Here is an 18211-nt window from a genome sequence, read left to right on the forward strand (position 1 = left end):
ATGTCTACCGGAGCGGGGGTAGTCCACACCACGTCTTCCGTGATGTCCTCCAGGCCCAGCATCTGAGCGAAGATTGCCTGAGAGCAGAACGGAGCGGTGCGGAAGTCCGTGACCTTTTCCATCGCACCCGTGACGGTGAACCCCACTATTCCAGAATCTTCCATGCGAACCCCCTATAATCAAAGCCGGCTACGTACTTCAATGTGGAATATTTCAACATAGAGCTATTTAGATTAATATGAAATTAACGCAGGATAGATTTAGATTGTTTATGTCTAAGATGGGGCGCCGTGAGGTGGGCCTTGTCACAGACATAAAGGAAGAGAGATGTAAGACCACCCGTTACGATAAGAGGGCAAATCTTCGTACGAATGAGTTGGATTTAATTGCGGAGCACTACCCTCAATACTCCCTCTGGTTACGTACGGGAAGAATCGATCCGGCTAATGGAGAGATCAGCCCTGAGTATGAAGAGGCAGATAGAAAATTGGTCGATCAATACGCGGGATAGAAGTAACTAAAAAAGTATCTAGGCGTTGGTTTGCCCGAAAGTTGACCAATTGAGGGATTTAAGCTTTATTCGTTGCCGGGAAGAGGTATAGCCAAAAAATTTTTGAATTGACTCAGAATTTTTCCTTGGTAAAAATCTTTTAGCCGCTGCTACTGGTAGGGTATCGACTGCCCGAGTGATTGAAGTAATTTTGACGTTTATTAACGACCCAAGGTCAGGAACCTCGGGTCGAATTCTATTAATTACTACTCTTCGCGATAATGCCCTCAATGTTTTGGCACATTGCCTCAGGTAGCCCATTTACAAAATTCCTATGGGCACTGATCTGCTCCTCCTGTGCCAAGCAGCTTTCTAAATCGATATCGAAGCTCCCTGCGCAATATCCATCTATCTCGACCCCAGCTGAATAAGATTTTGGGGTGTATCCACGACTTGCAACCGCAGAGGAACAACAGGCTTTTGAAAGTTGGGTGCAGGCGATATACGTGCTGGGACGCCCTTTCTTAATTGCGTCTATAATTTCTTTTCTTGGATTACTATGTCGCATTCGGCCATTGGAGAAAACAACGATGTCAGGATTGACTAATTTCAATATGTCCTGTGTGAATTTTTCGGGGTCACATTGCCCGGGAAGACCACCGTGGTGAGGAAAGACTAGACACCTTGCATCCATTTCTATTCCAATTCGCACAATGTCGGAAAGTGCAATTTCATCCATATCCCCAGTGAAAAGCGCTACAGCGCGACCATCGAAAACTACTTTAATAACGATACTCGCGGTATTCGAAGTAACAGTCTTGCTTCCGCCTGGTAACGGAGCCCCGGGCCCACCTAATCCCATAGAAAGTGTCGGAGATAAGATCTGTAGAGCTAGGCGATCAGTGACGTTGGTCCAAGCTTGATTTTGACCGCCAGCATATACCCCAGTCCAAACTGTGAGCTTTCCCTGATAGAGCTGGCCGTCAACTAGTGCTCGGACATCGGCCCAAAGCGCCGACCCCTTCGTCGAGTCTTGATTAATTACAAGCTGCTTTACCTTTATTCCAGGATTACTAAGAAGGTTGATTAGACCTCCAATGTGGTCTTCGTCGGAGTGAGATATTACTACTACATCTATCTCAGTTACTCCGTTTGTTTCAAGGTAGCGCAGAAGATGTGTTCGAGCAGCGGCATCAATGACGACATTTTTACCGTCTGAAGTGATAAAAGCACAGTTTCCGTGGCCGACATCTACAATAGAAAGATTGTGCATTAAGCTCTCACCCATTCCTTGACGTATAAGTCGCCTAAATCCTTGGCGTCTAGGTTAACTTTTGCTCTACAACGATATGGGTCCTTATTGCATAGTGCAGATATCAACTCGTCGTAAAAGTCCATATCAGGACGAGCAATTTCTATCTCTAATGTCTGCTGAGGATCCCAGCCTGGCACAGTTATTAATGCCCTGGCGATATCTCCTTCATACTGGGTTAGTTCTTCAAATCTAACTAAGGTGTCCCAGGGTCTTCTGTCTTTTGAATAGTTTCCGGCGAACTCTTTAATGCATTCGCTAAAAGCTTCAACAACGGAATCGGCGTTAAGGTCTCGCGCAGTCAAAATTCTCGGAATTGCGTGTCTGAAGCGACGGACTGAGTGAGCAGTTTCCGCATCACGAGAGCAGAGAACTGCTGGGACACCCCGCTGATATAGTCCGGATACAATAACATCGCCATTTACAGTCGAATATTTCGATGTGGTTAAATGGAAGTCGCATATAAAGCCATCGCTTGTACCAACGTTGTTGAAAAGATCAATAATGTTGGAAACTGACTTGACTTCCTCAGTCTTAACGCCTAAGTCATAAATGGCGTCATCATAACTTTCTCGGATGCTGGGGTTGTCATCTACCAGGAAAATTCTAGAGACGCTTCTATCATGAATATTTAAGGCATGCATACTAGCAACCCAGTATTGGAAACTTCACTGTAAATTCAGCTCCGCCGAGTTCTCCATGACTTTCTGCTGATGCGGAGCCGCCCAAATCCTTTGCCGTATCTCTGACAATAGTCAAACCTAACCCTGTCCCATCAAGGTTCGATGTAACCCCTGGAAGCCAGATCTCATTAATATTTTGATGAGTGATCCCGGGGCCAGAGTCAGATACTACGATAAAACAAAATCCTGATTCAACTCGGGTGGATATTTCAATGACCCTATTAATGGTTCCATCTCTTCTAAATGCAGCTAGTGAATTGTTTAGAAGGTTAGTTACGATGGACTCAATTGCAGCCTCGGAACAACGTAGATATGGTTTTTCTGAACATAGTTTTAGATCTAGCGTTGTGTCGCGAGCAGCAAGAAATGGCATCATTAATTGATTGACTTGGTTTATTACGTAGTTGACTTCGACTCGACCAACTCTTCTTTTGTTGGCGCGCACTAGGCTCAGTGTTGCTACTCCAAGTATAGAGAGCGCATCTAGTGCAGTGCGGATTCTTGATGTAACTCTTCGGATGAATAACCGATCCGTTTCAGCTTCTATTCTGTTTGCCCGAGAGTCAATAGTATTGATCGAAAGCTCTATTACTTTAAGAGGGTTTCCGTGCGAATCATGTGCGAAGGTCGCAGCGGTTATACCTGCTGTGCTCAGTGTGCGATAGAGCTGAACTTCCTTTCTTAAGGTGTCAGCCTCTTTATCTCTGGATTTCTCATATTTATTAAAGGCTATAGTTAGGCGCTGCCTTAGCTGAGCGGGAGCTTCAGCAAGAGCTTCCTGGAATTTTTTCTTCTCTTCCTTGGCAGCTTTCGGGGCTTCTTGTCTTTCACTTCCCCTACGCTTCTCAGCCTGTTCTAATCGCCAGCGGGCCATCCAGCTTAACGCCTCAGTCGCAAACTCCTTTAGCTGAAGAAATACATCATCCTCAATAAATCCGGAGCGGTCAGTCTTTTGCGTTAGTTGGTGTTTTCCTTTGTTGCTTAATGTTAATCTTCCTATGGAGTTGTTGGTGCTTGGCCGCTCCTCTGGATTTTGGGTGCGCACCAAGTTAATGCCTAGCCAATCATCTCCGGGACTACCATAAGGCGATACTCTTACACCATCTTGGTAAACGTGAACTCCGCCAAAGTGCCTGAGCCAATCTTTAACATCATTTAAGTTAACGCCTTGGCCTGAAGTAAAGCTTTCTCGTTTTAATAAGAATGCCCAGAAATCGAAGGAGCTACTTGGGGCTTTATATTTTGGGGAATTCTTTTTGTTTCGAATGCTGTCATGTTCCCCGGAGTGGAGTTCTTGACCTTGCCAATCAACGATTTTTGCCGATGCATATCCGTCGTCAGATAGCTTGGCAATAAGGTGGTATTCACAAGAGTCGAAGTATTTTCGACCCATAAGCTTTTCGAACTGTTGGAATTCAGGGGCCTTAACGTCAACCTTAAATCCAGACTCTTTGTCATCGAAGGGGTCTGTCAGAAGCAAAACAGCTCTAGCTAGTTTCCCGAGCTCGTCAGGCCTTATTGCAGAGCGTAGGTTGCTCAAATGCGTTAGGGTACCTTGCTTTCGAGCGGTGTCCTGTGGCGTGATGGTCAGCTTAACGTCTTCTACAGTCGTCGCTTGATCGAATTTATCCCACTCGACGGATAATACATTGCTCTGCGGCTCGTCTTTCAGTTTTGACTCCAATCTTACAGATCGACCCATCCGGAGAGCAGCTAGCCTTCCTAGACCTTTACTGCCAGATGGGGTTCTACCAAGACCTGTAAGTTGGTGATGGTTCTTTGAGGACTTTCCTAATACCAGCCAGGAATCACGTATATTGTCAGCGGACATACCATTTCCATTGTCCGTTACAATAATATCTCCGCCGGGAGATGCTGTGTTTCGTAGTTCTACCGTGCACAGTTTTGCGTCAGCATCGTAAGAGTTTTTAATTAACTCGAGTATGCTTTGATCCATGCCTTGGTTTAATTCCTCGCCAAGGCGAACCAATATATTAGGCGAAAATCTAAAGTGAACTTCGCTCAAAGTCTTCTCCTATCAAAACTCCATTTCCTTGATAGATCTTACGGTCAAATGCCGGCAGCGTATTTTTTCGTTCATCTGTGCTGTAGCGTCAGGCTGTGCTAGTAGATCTATTAGCCTTTTGCAGCTTTCGATTCGACCGTCTTTGGGGCGCATAACAATTAAATGATTTTCCACTGCGACGGGCTCGGTGCAGTTTATAAGTGTTGTGATTAAGCGATTTTTGTCAGAAGGGTTAGATGTCCGTCGAATAACAACAAATGGTGGTTCTATTTTTCGCCCATCGAAACGAATTTTAGCTGACTTGGAGACTTCCCCAAATTGCGGGCAATTTTTTGCGGTTATATAGGGGGAGAAATTCCCGCGTCCAGATAATCTAAAAGGAACGACTGGGCCTACACACACGTCGTAAAGATCACCTAGCTTGACATGCTCTCCTGTATGGGGTCTTTGAGGGATCCAATTGATTTTTTCAGGCGAGCCAGACTGGTTAGTTTTAATGAAATCCAAAATAAATACGTCAACATCTACATCAGCTGCGAAGCGGCCGAGGAGGTACGATGCTCCTTGTTTCGAATTTTCTTCTATAAATGTCCGCCACTTATCGTACCGACTGCCACTTCGCAATACATCAGGCAAAACGGCAACTACCCGTTGGCCCGGTCGCGAAATTTGGATAATTTTTGCGATAAATATTGCCGCGAGTTGAGTCCGGCCAGAGCTCCAATTGCACTCTTTTTCCACCTGTACATGGGAAAAGGGAGGGTTGGCTATTATGCAATCAAAGTTTCCGCCATGCGCTCCTTTCAGATAATCTCCAACATGGAAATTTGAAAATCTATTTAGGAGGCTGGTTAAATGACCCTCTGAGAGCTCAGGAAGACCATGCTTGTAAGCGGCGAGAAAAATCAATCTGAGTTTGGCGGCTTCTACAAAGGATGAACTTAAGTCGCAACCGCCAAATCTCTGGCTCCATAAACTTATCGTTTCGTCGAGGTCAGATCCAATTGGAGTTTCTCTCGCAATTCCCAGTAGCAGGTTGCCTGCTCCACATGCTGGGTCAAAGAATTTTTTCCCTGCGCTAATTTCGGGCTGGAGGGAATTTACCAAGTTTTCTACGATTTTATCGGGAGTGAAGAATATCCCATGTTTTGACCGCTCTGCCTGTGGTATTAGTCTTTCAGCTGCGAGACTGGCTTCGCTTATAAGATGCCTTTGTATAACTTTCTCGCATCGCAAAGAGTTTAGAAGTAGATTGGCGAGCTCGTTGGTATATAGGTAATACTCAGGGCGGTCCGCAAGTTCAGGCTTTATCAAAGTGTTCATATTCAAACTCTTGCTCTGAGTCTATTTTCCAATGTTGATCCTGGTTGCCACTTCAAAGCATTTCTCGCGGTATTTGAGGTAAATATATAGTTTAATTCTGTTGTTGCGTGTTCTTTAGAGGGCTCTCAAAGTTATGGGGCATCTGATCTTGTCGGCATTTCTTCTCATCAGCCCCTCATTGATTTCGATAGATTTCTGGTATCGTGCCCTCACAGCCAGCCTTGCGTTGTCGCTCTGCTTCTGTGCATCACTATATGAGCTGCGCGTTTCGACTGCGAGCCCTTCGGCCAAATTTTGGGCCAGCCAGCCTCTAGGGCGGATGTTCTGCGCCAGCGCTTCGCACGATTCACTTCAGATTCGACGACTAAGCGACGGGTGGGTAGCCGAGTAAGCATGGTGGAATAGCCGGCATAGGTCAGCATAGCGTTCGTGCGATCCAATACTGAGTGCGAAGCATGCAAGGCGCCGTGCCAAAGGACCGTCCGGGCTCTGCGCGGACTGCTACCGTCGTATGTCTTGAGCGCAGAAGTAGATGTGAAAACGCTCCAAAAGCGATTGCTTGTTGAGCGCTCAGAAACCTAGCTAGCAAAGAGGGACGCGAAGCTCAGCAGCAGATCCTTCGAGGGTATATCGGCTAAGAGACGTGGCCCTGGTGATGGAGAAGAACGCCCGGTCCTGCAGCCAGCAGAAGTCACAGCCTGGACCGCGCTTTTCCAAGCCCAGATCGGTTACTTTGGTGACTAGCTCGTGCCAGGAGATGTGGGAGAGGTCCCAATCACGGCGCCTTTCTTGCTGGCACGGCGCACCTGGACTTCGCAGGCCGGCAGCTGTCACGTTTGGTCCGGTTCAGGATGACGGTGCGGTTGGGGCCTGGATCGACAACCTTCCAGCGGAACTCACCAGCGCCGTCGACGCGCTCAATGCAGCATGCGCGATTCATATCAAGAGGGCGGTTTGGCTTGCCCCTATACACTTTCCTGTCGAGCCGTGATTCCTAAAAGTCTTAGGACAGATTCGTACTCCTTCTGGCTCCGTGCGACCCAAGTCGAAATCGCGGACCTGGGCGCGACAATGCCAGCAGGGCGCGCAGGAGCGTGTCCAATCCGTATGCATGTTCCGCGGGGCGTAGGACGCTGCATGGCGTAATGGTGGCACAGATGTCAGGGTTCGTGTATATTAGTATTGCACTCATCATGTAAAAGTGATATATGCAAAGTGAAAAGAGCAGTTCAGGCGAAGATTCCTCCTCCTCCAAGTGGGCTCTTCCGTTGGTCCTTCTGGCAATTATCTGCCTGGTAGCGTTGATCGGGGGGATTGGCTATATCATTGGATCTGAGGAGCTGAAGAAGCCTGGAGAGCTCATGGAAACGGCGGAGAGGAAAATCAGTGATCTGTTTCGGTAGGCTTCGGGGCTTTGCTCTTGCGCAAAACCTCCTCTGAAATCCGCATGGCTACGTTTGCGAAACGATGGATTGTGGTGTCATTTGCGGGCCTGAAATGGTGATTTTTTTCATTAGAGTCAGTGGTTTAAATGCGCCAGCCGGCCCCTTCACAACCCCCTCTGCCGCGCCACCCCCATCTCCCGCTGCTGCTCCTCGCCAATCTCCTTCAACGCCACTTCCCCCACCCCCAGCGCGCGTTCCACGCTGAGTTCGCCGCCCTGGGCGGCGAGCAGGGCCTGGAGGCGTTGGAATTCGCCGCACCAGAGGGTTTCGATGTCGCGGTCGCGCTGGCTGTCGCGGTTGGCGTTGAGGGCGACGGCGCGCAGTTGCAGGCGGCCGTTGTCGGCCTTGCCGCCGACTTCCAGGCCGTAGCCGGGGGTAGCGGGTTTGCGCAGGACGACCCTGCCGGTCTGCGCCCAGGCGGTGGCCATGCCTTCGCGGACTTCGTAGCCGAGGCTGGCGAGGCCCTGGAGCACGGCCTGGCGGCGGGCGAGGGCGGCCTGTTGCTGGAGGTGGGCGGTGAGGATGGCGTTGCATCGCTCGGTGAGTTCGGCGAGGTGCTGCGGATCGCTGTCGGGCTGGCAGGCGGCGGCGCGCCGGAGCAGTTCGGCGTGTTCGGCGGCGCCCAGGGCGGCGACTTCGCTGGCAAGGTCTTGCAGGTGTTCCAGGCGCTGGCGTTGCTGCCGGTGTTCGCGGGCGGCCTGGGCGAGGTCGAGGACCAGGCTGTCGAGCAGCAGGTTGCGGCGCTCCGGGTGCTGTTCGGCTTCGGCGCGTGCCAGTTGCTCGAGGAACGCTTGGGCGCTGGCCTCGCCTTGCAGCAGTTGCAGCTCGGCGATGTGCCGGTCGATGCGCGCCAGGCGCTGTTCGCGCGGGGTGTCCGGTTGCTGGCGGGCGCGCCACTGTTCCAGGGTGATGGGTGTTTCGTCGGTCTTCAGGCGCTGGGCGAGTTCGTGCTGGGCTTCGCTGAGGCGCTCTTCGGCAGGGGCGCTGGCGAGGGCGGCGAAGCCCTGGGCGAGCAGGGCTTCCGCGTCGTCGCGGAGGGCGCCGTCGGCCAGCGCTTGCAGGGTTTGCCGGAGTGCCGCGCCGGCGGCATCGGGCCTGGCATCGAGGGCCTGGAGCAGGGCGCTGGCGTTTTCCTGGAGGCGGCGGCGTTGCTGGCGGGTTTCCGCGGCCTGGCGGATGGCGCGCTCTTCGCGTTCGGCGAGGTCGCGCTTGAGGAATTCGCTTTCGATCTTCACCTGCAATTGCACGTCCAGCCAGCGCTCCTGTTCGAGCAGGGCATGCAGGCTGGCGCGGCGGGCGTGGGCCGCGGCGCGCTCGGCGTCGCTGAGCTGGGCGAGCCGGCGGGCCTGGTTTTCCCAGCGCGCGAGGGCCTTGTCCAGGCGTTGCAGGTCGCGCTCGCAGGTGGCGATGGCTTCTTCCCGGGTGACGATTCGTACGACTTTCGGTCCGCTCATTGGGAGGCCTCCGCTGCTGCCGTGGGATGGGTTTCCGCGCTGGGCGCCAGGGCCTTCTCGATGGCGGCGCGCAGCCGTGCGCGTTCGTTGTCGCCGTCGTGGTACCAGCCCTGGGAGGAAACCCGGTGGAGGTGCGGTATCGCCCGCCGCAGCACCGAGGGTCGCCAGATTTCCCGGGCGCGGGCGCGTTCCAGCAGCGGGTGGCAGGGGGCGTCGCATTCGATGCCGATGGCATAGAGGCCGGTGGCCGGGTTCTCGATGGCGAAGTCGAGGCCGAAGGCGTCGCCTTCGCTGGCGGGCGCGGCGGACCAGCCCAGCGAGCGGATGTACTCGCCGACGATCTCGCTGAAGCCGTCGTGCCGCTGGTAGTGCTGGCGGCGCTGGTCGCTGCGGTCGGTGTGCAGGCGCTCGAGCAGTTGGCCGGTGCCGGCGAACTCGCCGGCGGACAGTGCGCGGGCGTATTCCAGGTAGCCTTGCAGGTAGTCGCGCGGGCTGCTCGGCGAACGCTGGGTGCCGAGCATGTCGGAGATGTCGCCGATCGGCATCGAGGTGATCATCACCACCTTGCGCCGCGCGCGGGTCACCGCCACGTTGAGACGGCGCTCGCCGCCGGTCTGCCCGAGCACGCCGAAGTTGCGCCGGAAGCTGCCCTGGCCGTTGCGGCCGAAGGTGGAGGAGAAGACGATCACGTCGCGCTCGTCGCCCTGCACGTTCTCCACGTTCTTCACGAACACGCCCATGTCCTCGCCGTCTTCGCTGCGCTCGCGCTCCTCGCTGTAGGCGGCGCGGAACGTCTCGTCCTGCTCGGCGCGCAGTTCCAGGCGCTCCTCGATGAGGTCGGCCTGCTTGCGGTTGAAGGTGACCACGCCCACCGACGGCCGCGCCGCGTAGGGTTGGCGCCAGAGTTCGGCGAGGTAGTCGACGACTCGCTCGGCCTCGCGCTCGTTGCTCTGGTTCTGGTACAGGCCGTTCACCTGGATCAGTTCCAGCGGCTTGATGCGCAGGATGTTGGCCTGCGGATGGCGTACCGGCACGCTCAGGCGGTTGCCGTAGAACGAGGCGTTGGAGAAGCCGATCAGCTCGCGGTAGGCCGAGCGGTAGTGGATCTGCAGGGTGGTGCTGGGCAGGGCGTTGCGCGCCAGTTGCAGGAGGTCCGGGCAGTCCTTGATCTCGCGGCGGTTCCAGGTGTCCTCGTAGGCTTCGCGCTGCTCTTCGTCGGCGTCCTCGTCGGGCGCTTCGCCGTCGAACAGTTCGGCCTCGTCGCTTTCCACGCGGCTGGAGAAGAACGCGGTCGGCGGCATCTGCTTCTCGTCGCCGCTGACCACCGTGACCCGCCCGCGATAGAGGGTCGGCAGGGCGAACTCCACCGGCATCTGCGAGGCTTCGTCGTAGATCACCATGTCGAACAGCCCGGCCTTGAGCGGCAGCACGCGGCTGGCCAGGTCGGGGTTCATCAGCCAGACCGGGCGCAGGCTCATCAGACCGAGTTCGGCGCCCAGCTCGATGAACTCGCGCAGGCGCCGCGAGCGCTTGCCGGTCAGGCGGGTGACGTCTTCCCACTGCTTGCGGCTGCCCAGGCGCGCGACGTCGATGCCCTTGCCGAGCAGCTCGCGGTTCAGCGCGCGCATCTGCACGTCGGCTTCGGCGAGGCTGGCGACCCTGGCCCTGGCTTCGTCCTGGCTGAACAGCAGTTCCGGATTGTCTTGTTCCAGGCGCTGCTTCCAGCCCAGCCGCGCTTCGCGGTTGAGCATGCGGCGCACCGTGGCTTCGAGTGCTTCGGCGGGAATCGCGTCGAGTCGTTCCTGGCGCTGGCGCAGCAGGGCCAGGAATTCCAGGTCGGTGGCTTCGAGCTGGCCGGCGCGGCCACGGAAGCGCTGGTAGGCGACCAGTTGCGGCAGCGCCTCGCGCAGGCGGCCGAGGGCCGGCAGGTTGCTCTGGTTGCCGGCGATGGCGCGGTGCAGTTGTTCCAGCAGTTCGTCGCCGAGCCAGTCGGCGAGCACCTTCAGTTTGTCCAGGCTGAGCTGGCGTGCGGCCTGGCGGATCAGCGCGGCGTCGAGGTCGCCGAGCAGCGCTTCGAAGCGCTGTTTCTCGCCGGTGAGGATCACCGCGTCGAGCTGCTCGGAGCGCGGCGCCTGGGCCAGGCCACGAGCCAGGACCTGGATTTCGCGCAACTGCTGGCTGGCGTGACCGGCCAGGCTGGCCAGTTCGGGGCCGGCGTCAGCGGCGAGTGCCGCCAGCCCCAGGCTCTGTTGTAGCGCCGCCAGTTGCCGGCGCAGCGGCCGCCACTGGCGCTCCAGACCGCAGGCGCCGAGGAGGGCGGCCAGGCGGCTGTCGTCGTCGGCCTCGCCGTGCTCGCGCAGGAAGCGCCGCAGGCGGCCGCGCCGCAGCAGGCGCAGCGGGTTGAGCCGGGCCAGCCAGGTGCGTGCCTCGAGCACCTGCTGGGCGTGGGCCTGGAGGCGTTCGAGGTTGTTCTCTTCGAGCGTGGCGAGGGCCGGCGACAGCAGCGGCGCGTGCCGTTCGAGGTCGAGCTGGCGCAGTTGCCGTTCGATCTGCTCGGCCTCCGCCAACAGGCCGTCGCCACGGCTCGGCTGTCCCGGCGCGGCGCCGCGGAACAGCGGCAGCCAGTGGGCCAGGCGCTGGCGCTGCTCCTCGCGCAAATTCAGCAGGGTACCGACCTGGCTTGCCAGCCAGGTACGGTAGGGCGTCGGGTCGTCGACCTCGAAGCTCGCCGGGTGTTCGTCGAGGGCTTTCTGCCGGGCGTTCTCCGCTTCGCCGAAGGCGCGCAGGCTATCGGCGAAGGCTTGCAGGGTGGCCTGGTCGGTGGCGAAGGCGCGCAGTTGCGCCAGCGGGCTGCCTTCGTAGCGGGCCGGCAGCCAGAGGCGGACCAGCGGCGCGCAGTTTTCCTCCAGGCGCGCCAGGCTGCCGATGTCCAGCGCCGCCAGGCGCTGGCGCAGGGCCGGGAAGTCCAGCGGCGGCGAGCCTTTCTCCAGCTCGATCAGTTCGCCGAGCAGGCGCCGGTAGCTCAGTCCGGTGGTCTCGTCCACGCGGTGCAGGCTCTGGTGGTAGCGGTCCAGTTCGCCTTCCAGCGCCTCGATACGCGCCGCCAGGCGCTCGCGCTGGCGCTCCCAGCCCTGGGCGCCGCCGGCGTCGGCGAACAGCGCTTCGAGCTGCTCGCGGATGTTGCGGATCACCGGCTCGCGGTCGCGGTTGACGTCGTTGAGCATGACGATGCGCTGGCCCAGGCCCTCGGCCACCAGGCGCTTGTGCACCACTTCCAGGGCGGCGTGCTTCTGGCAGACGATCAGCAGGCTGCGCTGGCGGCCGATGGCGTCGGCGACCATGTTGACGATGGTCTGGCTCTTGCCGGTGCCGGGCGGGCCCTCCACCAGCAGCCCCGGGCTCTGCCGGGCCCGCAGCACGGCGGCTTCCTGGGACGGGTCGCTGGCCACGGTGAAGTAGCGCTGCAACTCCGGCGGGCTCTCGCGGGCTTCCGGCTCGCCGTTCTCGCGCAGGCGCAGCGCGGTCTCCAGGCCGGTGCCGGAGGGCGGCAGGCTCTTCAGCTGGCGCAGGTCCTCGCCGATCGCCTGGCCCATGAAGGTGACGTGAAACAGCACCGCGGCGCAGGCCAGTTGGTCCTGGTAGGGCGTGACCTCGGTGGAACTCGGTGGCAATCCTTCCAGCAGCCGCGCGCGCGGCGTGGCGAGCAGGCCGAAGGCATCCATCACGTCGGCGGCGCGCAGTGCGGAGCGGCCGAGCAATTCGTCGGCGACCTTGCGCCAGCGCTTGCACGGCTCGGGGCCGAGCAGGCTTTCCAGGGCCGGGTTGAGGCGCACTTCCTCGCGCTCGCCGTCGAAGGCCAGCGCCACCTGGCCGCGGCTGCCGACTTCCAGCAGCAGCTTCAGCGGCCACAGCAGCAGCGGCACGATGCGCGTGCGGGTGGTGCCGCGCGGGTCGCGGTTGAGCAGGAAGGGGAAGCCCAGGTAGAGCCCGTCGATGCCGGTGTCGCGCTTGTACAGCGAGCTTTGCCGGGACAGCGCGTTGAGCCGCACTTCCAGTTGCGGGTTGGCGAGGAAGCTGTCCGGGTCGAGGCTTACCGCGCGGGCGTTGCGTTGCAGCAGATGGTCGAGCAGGGCGGCGGCGGGGCGTCGCGCGCTATCCAGTTCGTTGAGGTCGATGCGTGGAGTGCTCTTGCCGATGCTCATGCGCACCAGCGGCCCGCGCATCACCGCGGCGACCACTTTCTTCTCGAAGAAATCGAGGATCTGCGACACGTACTGCTGCTTCTGCGGTTCCAGCCACTGTTCCGGCGGGATCGCCAGCAGCACCAGGACCCTCGCCAACGGCATGCGCCGCTCCAGGCGGAACTGCTCGGCCCATTCGTCGACCCTGGGCACGCCGCTGCGGGCGAAGCCGCTGATGCGTTCGTCGACGCGGCGGTACAGCTCCTGCCGCGAGTGCTGCAACAGGCCGCGCGCGGTCTCCGTGTCGAACAGGTGCACATCGGCGTCGCGGGCCAGGCCGGCGGCTTCCTCGACGATCGCCTCGGCGGCACGGAACTGGCCGATGTTGGCGCTGAGCAGGACGATCAGGTCTTCCTCGGCGATCACCCGGCGCTCGGCCAGGGCCAGCAGGCCGGGGTGCTCGGTGTCCGGCAGGAGGCGCTGGCGCTCCTGCCACTGCGCGGCGAGGCGCGCCCGCGAGGTCGACAGCAGGTAGATGCGCAACTGCTCTTCGGCGAGTTCGATGTGCTGGTGCAGGGCGCGCTGGCGGACGTTCTCGGCGCGGGTCTTGAGCCGCGACAGCCAGCTTTCGGTGTGCAACTGTTCGAGCAGGTCGGGCACCGAGCCGCTGATCAGCCGGTAGCCCTCCAGCGGATGCTCCAGCAGCCAGCCGGGGGTGACGATCTCGCCGCGCTGGATCAGCGGGATTTCCGGGTTCAGCAGCTTGAGCGCCAGCATCAGCCGGAAATCGTCCTCCAGCCCCTCGTGCTGGGCCACCTGGCGCAGGCCGGCGAGCAGCCTGGGCGACAGGCCGATGTGCTCGGCCCAGGTGACGATCGCCCCGCGCAGCAGGTGGTCGAGGGCCTCCGCCCAGTGCTCGGCCTGGGCCGCGGCCAGGGCGAAGACCGTCGGCTTGCGGAAGCGCCGGGCGCCGAGGGCGATGCTGGCGCCTTCGGCGTCGTCCTTTTCGCTGTCCGCCGAGGCCGGCGCGTCCACCGCCTCGCCGTTCAGCCAAGCCTGTACCTGCGGCCACTGCCAGCGCTGGTGGCGGTCGCGCGCGAGCAGGCCGCGCAGCAGCAGGTGCAACTGCGGGTCGAGGTCGTCGGGCAGCGCCACGCCGTTGGCCAGCACGTGGATCAGGAAGGCGTTGGCGTTGATTCCTTCGAAGCAGGCGCCATGGGTCAACTGCTCCAGCAGGATCATGCCCAGGCTCCACCAGTCGGAAGCCGCCGCCACGCCGCCGGCGATCGCCTCGGGGGCCATGTAGCGGCTGGTCTCCAGCGGCGAGACGATATCCAGGTCGAACTCCGACAGGCGCGCCGAGCCGAAGCCGCTGATCACCAGGTCCAGCGGCTGGTGGCTGCGCACCAGCAGGCTGGCCGGGCGCAGGTCGCGGTGGCGCAGGCCGGCTTCGTTGAACACGTGCAGGGCGTGGCCCAGCTCGCGGACCACATGGCGCACCGCCTCGTGGTCCGCCAGCACGGTGCCGAGGTCGGCGAGGCTGCCGCCGGTGAGTTCCTCGACCACTTCGTAGGCGCGCTCGTCCCAGCGGCCGGTGGCGAGGATTTCCGGCACGTGTTCGCGCGGCAGGCGGCGGATCACGTCGTAGATCGCCGGGTCCGGCTCGGCGCCCGGGCGATACAGGGTGAGCACCGCCTGGCGGGCGCTTTCCGCGTGTTCGGCCAGGTAGCGCTCGCGCACGCCGTCGCTGCTGGCGATCTGCCGCAGCAGACGCCAGCCGTCGATCAGGGTCTCCGTGACGGCGGGCTGCGGCGTGGCCTCGGCCTGCATCGGCAGCGGGTCTTCGGCCGGCGCGGCGCCGCACTCCAGGCACATCAGGTCGCCGGGTTGCAGCGGGTGGCCGTTGGCGCAGAGCGGGGCGGACCCCGCTGGCGGCTCGCTGGCGGGCGGCGCGATGGCTTCCTGGGTCAGCACCGGCTGTGGTCGCCAGCCGGTGGGATGGATGGTTTCGGCGGAAAGGTCCCAGCCGCAGGGCTGGCCCTGGATCGAGCCTTCGCAGAAGATTTCCGAAAGCGAGCGTTCGCTCTGGCAGTTGGGGCAGAAACGTATCATCGGTATCGATCCATTCAGCGCGGCCGATGGGCGCTGACGCTAAGTTGGTGGCCCTGTTCGCGCAGCAGGTCCTGTAGCCGCAGCAGGTCGTCGCGGCGCGGGATGCCGGCCATCCACACGCTGCCGTCGTGGTCGAACATCAGGTCGAGGGCCTTGTCGTCTTCGCGCAGCGGCCGCTGGTAGCCGCCGAGGCGCGCGCGGCCGAGTTCGGTGAGCAGGCTCAGGCGCTGGTTGTCGCTGCCGCGCAGGGCCAGGCTCTGTTCGGCGTGCTGTTGGTAGGGGTCGCTGATCAGCGCGTCGATCAGCCCGGCGGCCTGTTCCAGTTGCGCGTGCAGATGCTCCAGCGGGTAGCCGCTGTAGACCAGGATGTCGGCGCGGCTGCGCTGGCGCAGTTCGCCGAGCAGGGCGAGGAGGGCAGCGAATTGCTCGAAGGGTTCGCCGCCGGAGACGGTGATGCCCTCGGCCTGCTCCAGCCATGGCTGGATGTCGGCGAGCAGGCGTGCCAGGGCGATGCGCCGCCTGCCCGGCCCCCAGGTATCGGCGGAGATGCAGCCGGGGCAGCGGATGCTACAGCCCTGGAACCAGATGCCCAGGCGCCGTCCCGGGCCCAGGGTGGTCACCGGGAAGTGCACCCGCGACAGGCTCAGTTCCATCTCAGCGGCGTTCCAGGGTCAGGCCGTCGGCGTCCAGGGCGCTGATCAGGAATCTCTCGCCCGGCTGCGCGTCCTGGTCGAACAGTGCCCGCGACAATGGGTTGAGCAGGCGTGCTTCGAGCTGGTTGCGGATGCCGCGGCCGCCGTTGGACAGGTCGCCCAGGCAGAGATCGTGCAGCGCCTGTCGCGGCGCCTCGGCCAGTTCGATGACGAGGCGCTGCTCGCGGAGGTCGGCGAAGGTGCCGTCGACCATCTGGGTGAAGATCTGCTCGGCGACGTCGGTGCGGATGAAGTCGAAGACGATGATGTTCTCGCCGATCCGGTTGAGGATTTCCGGGCGGTTGAGAACCAGCTTGAAGTAGCGCTCGATCTCGCCGTGGACCTTGCCCTGCACCGCCTCGAAGGGCTCGCCGGGGAGCACGTTGGCGACCCGTTCGCCGTTCTCCCCCTGGCGGTAGATGCCCAGGTTCGAGGTGAACACGATCAGCGCCTCGGAGAAGTACACGCGATCGCCGCGCCCGGAGGTGAGCACGCCGTCGTCGAGGATCTGCAGGAACTTGTCGAGGATCCGGGGGTGGGCTTTCTCGATCTCGTCGAAGAGCACCACGCTGAAGGGTTTTTCGCGGATCGCGTTGGTCAGTTCGCCGCCGACGTCGTAGCCGACGTAGCCGGGCGGCGCGCCGATCAGGCGCTGGTCGGCATGCTCGGCGCTGAACTCGGACATGTCGAAGCGGATGTAGGCGCTCTCGTCGCCGAACAGCAGGCTGGTGACGGTCTTCGCCAGCTCGGTCTTGCCGACCCCGGTGGGCCCGGCGAGGAAGGCCACGCCGCGCGGGCGGTTGCCCTTGCGGCTGGCGCCGACCCCGGTCATCGCGCGCTTGACGATGTCCAGCATGTGGGTCACCGCGTGCTGCTGGCCCTTGACCCGGCGGCGGACGATCTCGTCGGCCTGGCGGATGCGCTGGCGGTCGATCTTCAGCCAGGGGTCTTCGGTGACGCCGACCTTGTAGCGCCGCACGGCGTCGGCGATGCGTTCCATGGCCAGGCCTTCCACGCGCGCCAACTGGACGATGGCGTTGAGATCGAGGAGCAGCAGGCCTTCGGTGTTCTCGACGAAGGTTGCGGCGGCCTGTTGCAGGGCCTCCTCGGCGACGCCCGCTCCGCCGAGCCCGCGGAGCAGCGCCGGGGCCAGGGCCCGGCGCGCCGGCTGGTCGGGCTTCGACACCGGGATATGGCGCAGGCGCGGGTTGTCCACCAGCAGCCAGTCGGGCAGATCGCCTTCCTTTTCCACCACCCATAGCACGCTGTTGAAGAACGGTTTGCGCTGTTCCCCGGCGGGACGGCTGCGCGCCTGGTGGGAGAGCACCAGGGCCTGGGTGAACAACTGATGCTCGGCGGCGCTCAGGGCGTCGTTGCGCACCGCCAGGCGCGAGGCGAAGTCGACGATCAGGGCGATCGGCTCGCCGCTACGGTTGACCAGGCGTTGCAGGGTCGCGCCGAGCAGGTCGATGCCGGCCGGCGCGGCGCCGTCCACCGGGGTCAGGCCGAGGTCGAGAAGCACCTGCGGAGTGGCGCCCGCCTCGCTGCCCGGCCGGCCGAGCACGCGGAACCCGGCCAGCGGGTCCCAGGCCAGAACCTGGGCGTAGCCGGCGTCCAGCAGGGCGTCGCAGAGGGTCTGGTTGAAGCTCTGCGCGGTGACCGTACCCGGCACCACTTCGCAGGCTTGCAGGTCGCGGATGTTCCCGGAGAGGACGAATTGGCTCTTGAGGGGCAGGAAGCGCAGGAGATCGCGCAACCAGCGTGGCTTTTCGAACAGTGCAGTCCCTGGCATCGGTAGTCGCTCACAGCGTGTGTCGTGGCCACAGCATATTGCCCCGAAGGCCATGTCTCCAACCCTGACCTCGCCGGAGGCGACGAAAACCGCTACGAGTTCCGGGCGCCAGGCTCGGCGGAGCGCCCGTTCAACCGTCGTAGCTCCGGCAGCCCCAGCGGAACGCCCGCGCCGCCGCTTCGATCCCGCGGCCGATCACCAGGCGCGGCGGGCTTTCGTCGAGGCCGGGACGCGGCGGCAACGGACGGCTGTAGAGCACCTCCAGCTCGCCGAAACCATCCAGCGCGACGCGTTCCGCCGGGTGCCGCGTCGCGCCCTGGCGCCGGGCGAAGTCTTCGAGGTCGCCCTCGGCGTAGGCCATCACCAGCACGCCGCTGTCGCCGCGCACCCGCACCGCGTTCACCAGGCTGCCGTCGATGCGCAGCGGCGTGGCGAAGCGGTAGAGCAGGTCGAGGGACTCGCCGGGGGCGCGATCCAGCACTTCGACGCCCTCGGTGCGCAGGCGCTCGGCGGTTGCGCGGTCGCGGGCGTCGGGGAAGTCGCCGCGGCAGTGCAGGGCGTCGGCGAACAGCGCGGTCAGGTCCGGTGCTGGCGGGGCTGGGGGCGTGCAGGCGGCTGGCAGGAGCAGTGCCAGGCAGGCGGCGAAACGAAGCAGGTAGGGGCGGGTCATGTAGCCTTCCGTTGGCGGGCAGTGCGGTGGG

Annotated in this window: 9 protein-coding genes and 1 pseudogene; all 10 read right to left on the reverse strand. The window is 61.1% G+C overall.

The window, feature by feature from the left end:
* Nucleotides 1–26: 26 nt before the first annotated feature.
* Nucleotides 27–164, reverse strand: a pseudogene (locus HMPREF2886_RS35040) (DNA-binding protein); the annotation flags it as partial.
* A 585-nt stretch (nucleotides 165–749) separates the two neighbouring features.
* A complete protein-coding gene (locus HMPREF2886_RS33510; protein WP_168172025.1) occupies nucleotides 750–1763 on the reverse strand; it encodes a ComEC/Rec2 family competence protein in 1014 nt (337 codons plus the stop codon).
* The gene (locus tag HMPREF2886_RS34320; protein WP_128688710.1) at nucleotides 1763–2446 is read right to left on the reverse strand and encodes a hypothetical protein; all 684 of its coding nucleotides are present in this window, start codon (nucleotides 2444–2446) and stop codon (nucleotides 1763–1765) included. The genes HMPREF2886_RS33510 and HMPREF2886_RS34320 overlap by 1 nt, the downstream gene beginning before the upstream one ends.
* 1 nt (nucleotide 2447) lies before the next feature.
* On the reverse strand, nucleotides 2448–4511 hold the full coding sequence (locus tag HMPREF2886_RS18775; protein ID WP_128688709.1) for a sensor histidine kinase: 2064 nt from the start codon (nucleotides 4509–4511) through the stop codon (nucleotides 2448–2450).
* Between the two features lie 12 nt (nucleotides 4512–4523).
* On the reverse strand, nucleotides 4524–5834 hold the full coding sequence (locus tag HMPREF2886_RS33515) for an N-6 DNA methylase (RefSeq protein WP_083318577.1): 1311 nt from the start codon (nucleotides 5832–5834) through the stop codon (nucleotides 4524–4526).
* 1549 nt (nucleotides 5835–7383) lie between these two features.
* Entirely contained in the window at nucleotides 7384–8733 is a 1350-nt protein-coding gene (locus HMPREF2886_RS18785) for a coiled-coil domain-containing protein (protein ID WP_070748041.1), read from the reverse strand.
* A complete protein-coding gene (locus HMPREF2886_RS18790) occupies nucleotides 8730–15026 on the reverse strand; it encodes an AAA domain-containing protein (protein WP_070748043.1) in 6297 nt (2098 codons plus the stop codon). The genes HMPREF2886_RS18785 and HMPREF2886_RS18790 overlap by 4 nt, the downstream gene beginning before the upstream one ends.
* Before the next feature lie 14 nt (nucleotides 15027–15040).
* A complete protein-coding gene (locus HMPREF2886_RS18795) occupies nucleotides 15041–15679 on the reverse strand; it encodes a 4Fe-4S single cluster domain-containing protein (RefSeq protein ID WP_003090610.1) in 639 nt (212 codons plus the stop codon).
* A 1-nt stretch (nucleotide 15680) separates the two neighbouring features.
* Nucleotides 15681–17564: an AAA family ATPase gene (locus tag HMPREF2886_RS18800; protein ID WP_083318578.1), complete on the reverse strand. Its 1884-nt coding sequence runs from the start codon at nucleotides 17562–17564 to the stop codon at nucleotides 15681–15683.
* Between the two features lie 76 nt (nucleotides 17565–17640).
* Nucleotides 17641–18180, reverse strand: coding sequence for a hypothetical protein (locus tag HMPREF2886_RS18805; RefSeq protein ID WP_070748048.1), 540 nt, complete (start codon nucleotides 18178–18180; stop codon nucleotides 17641–17643).
* Between the last annotated feature and the right edge of the window lie 31 nt (nucleotides 18181–18211).

This window comes from Pseudomonas sp. HMSC066A08, from assembly GCF_001813025.1.
Classification (GTDB): Bacteria; Pseudomonadota; Gammaproteobacteria; order Pseudomonadales; family Pseudomonadaceae; genus Pseudomonas; species Pseudomonas aeruginosa.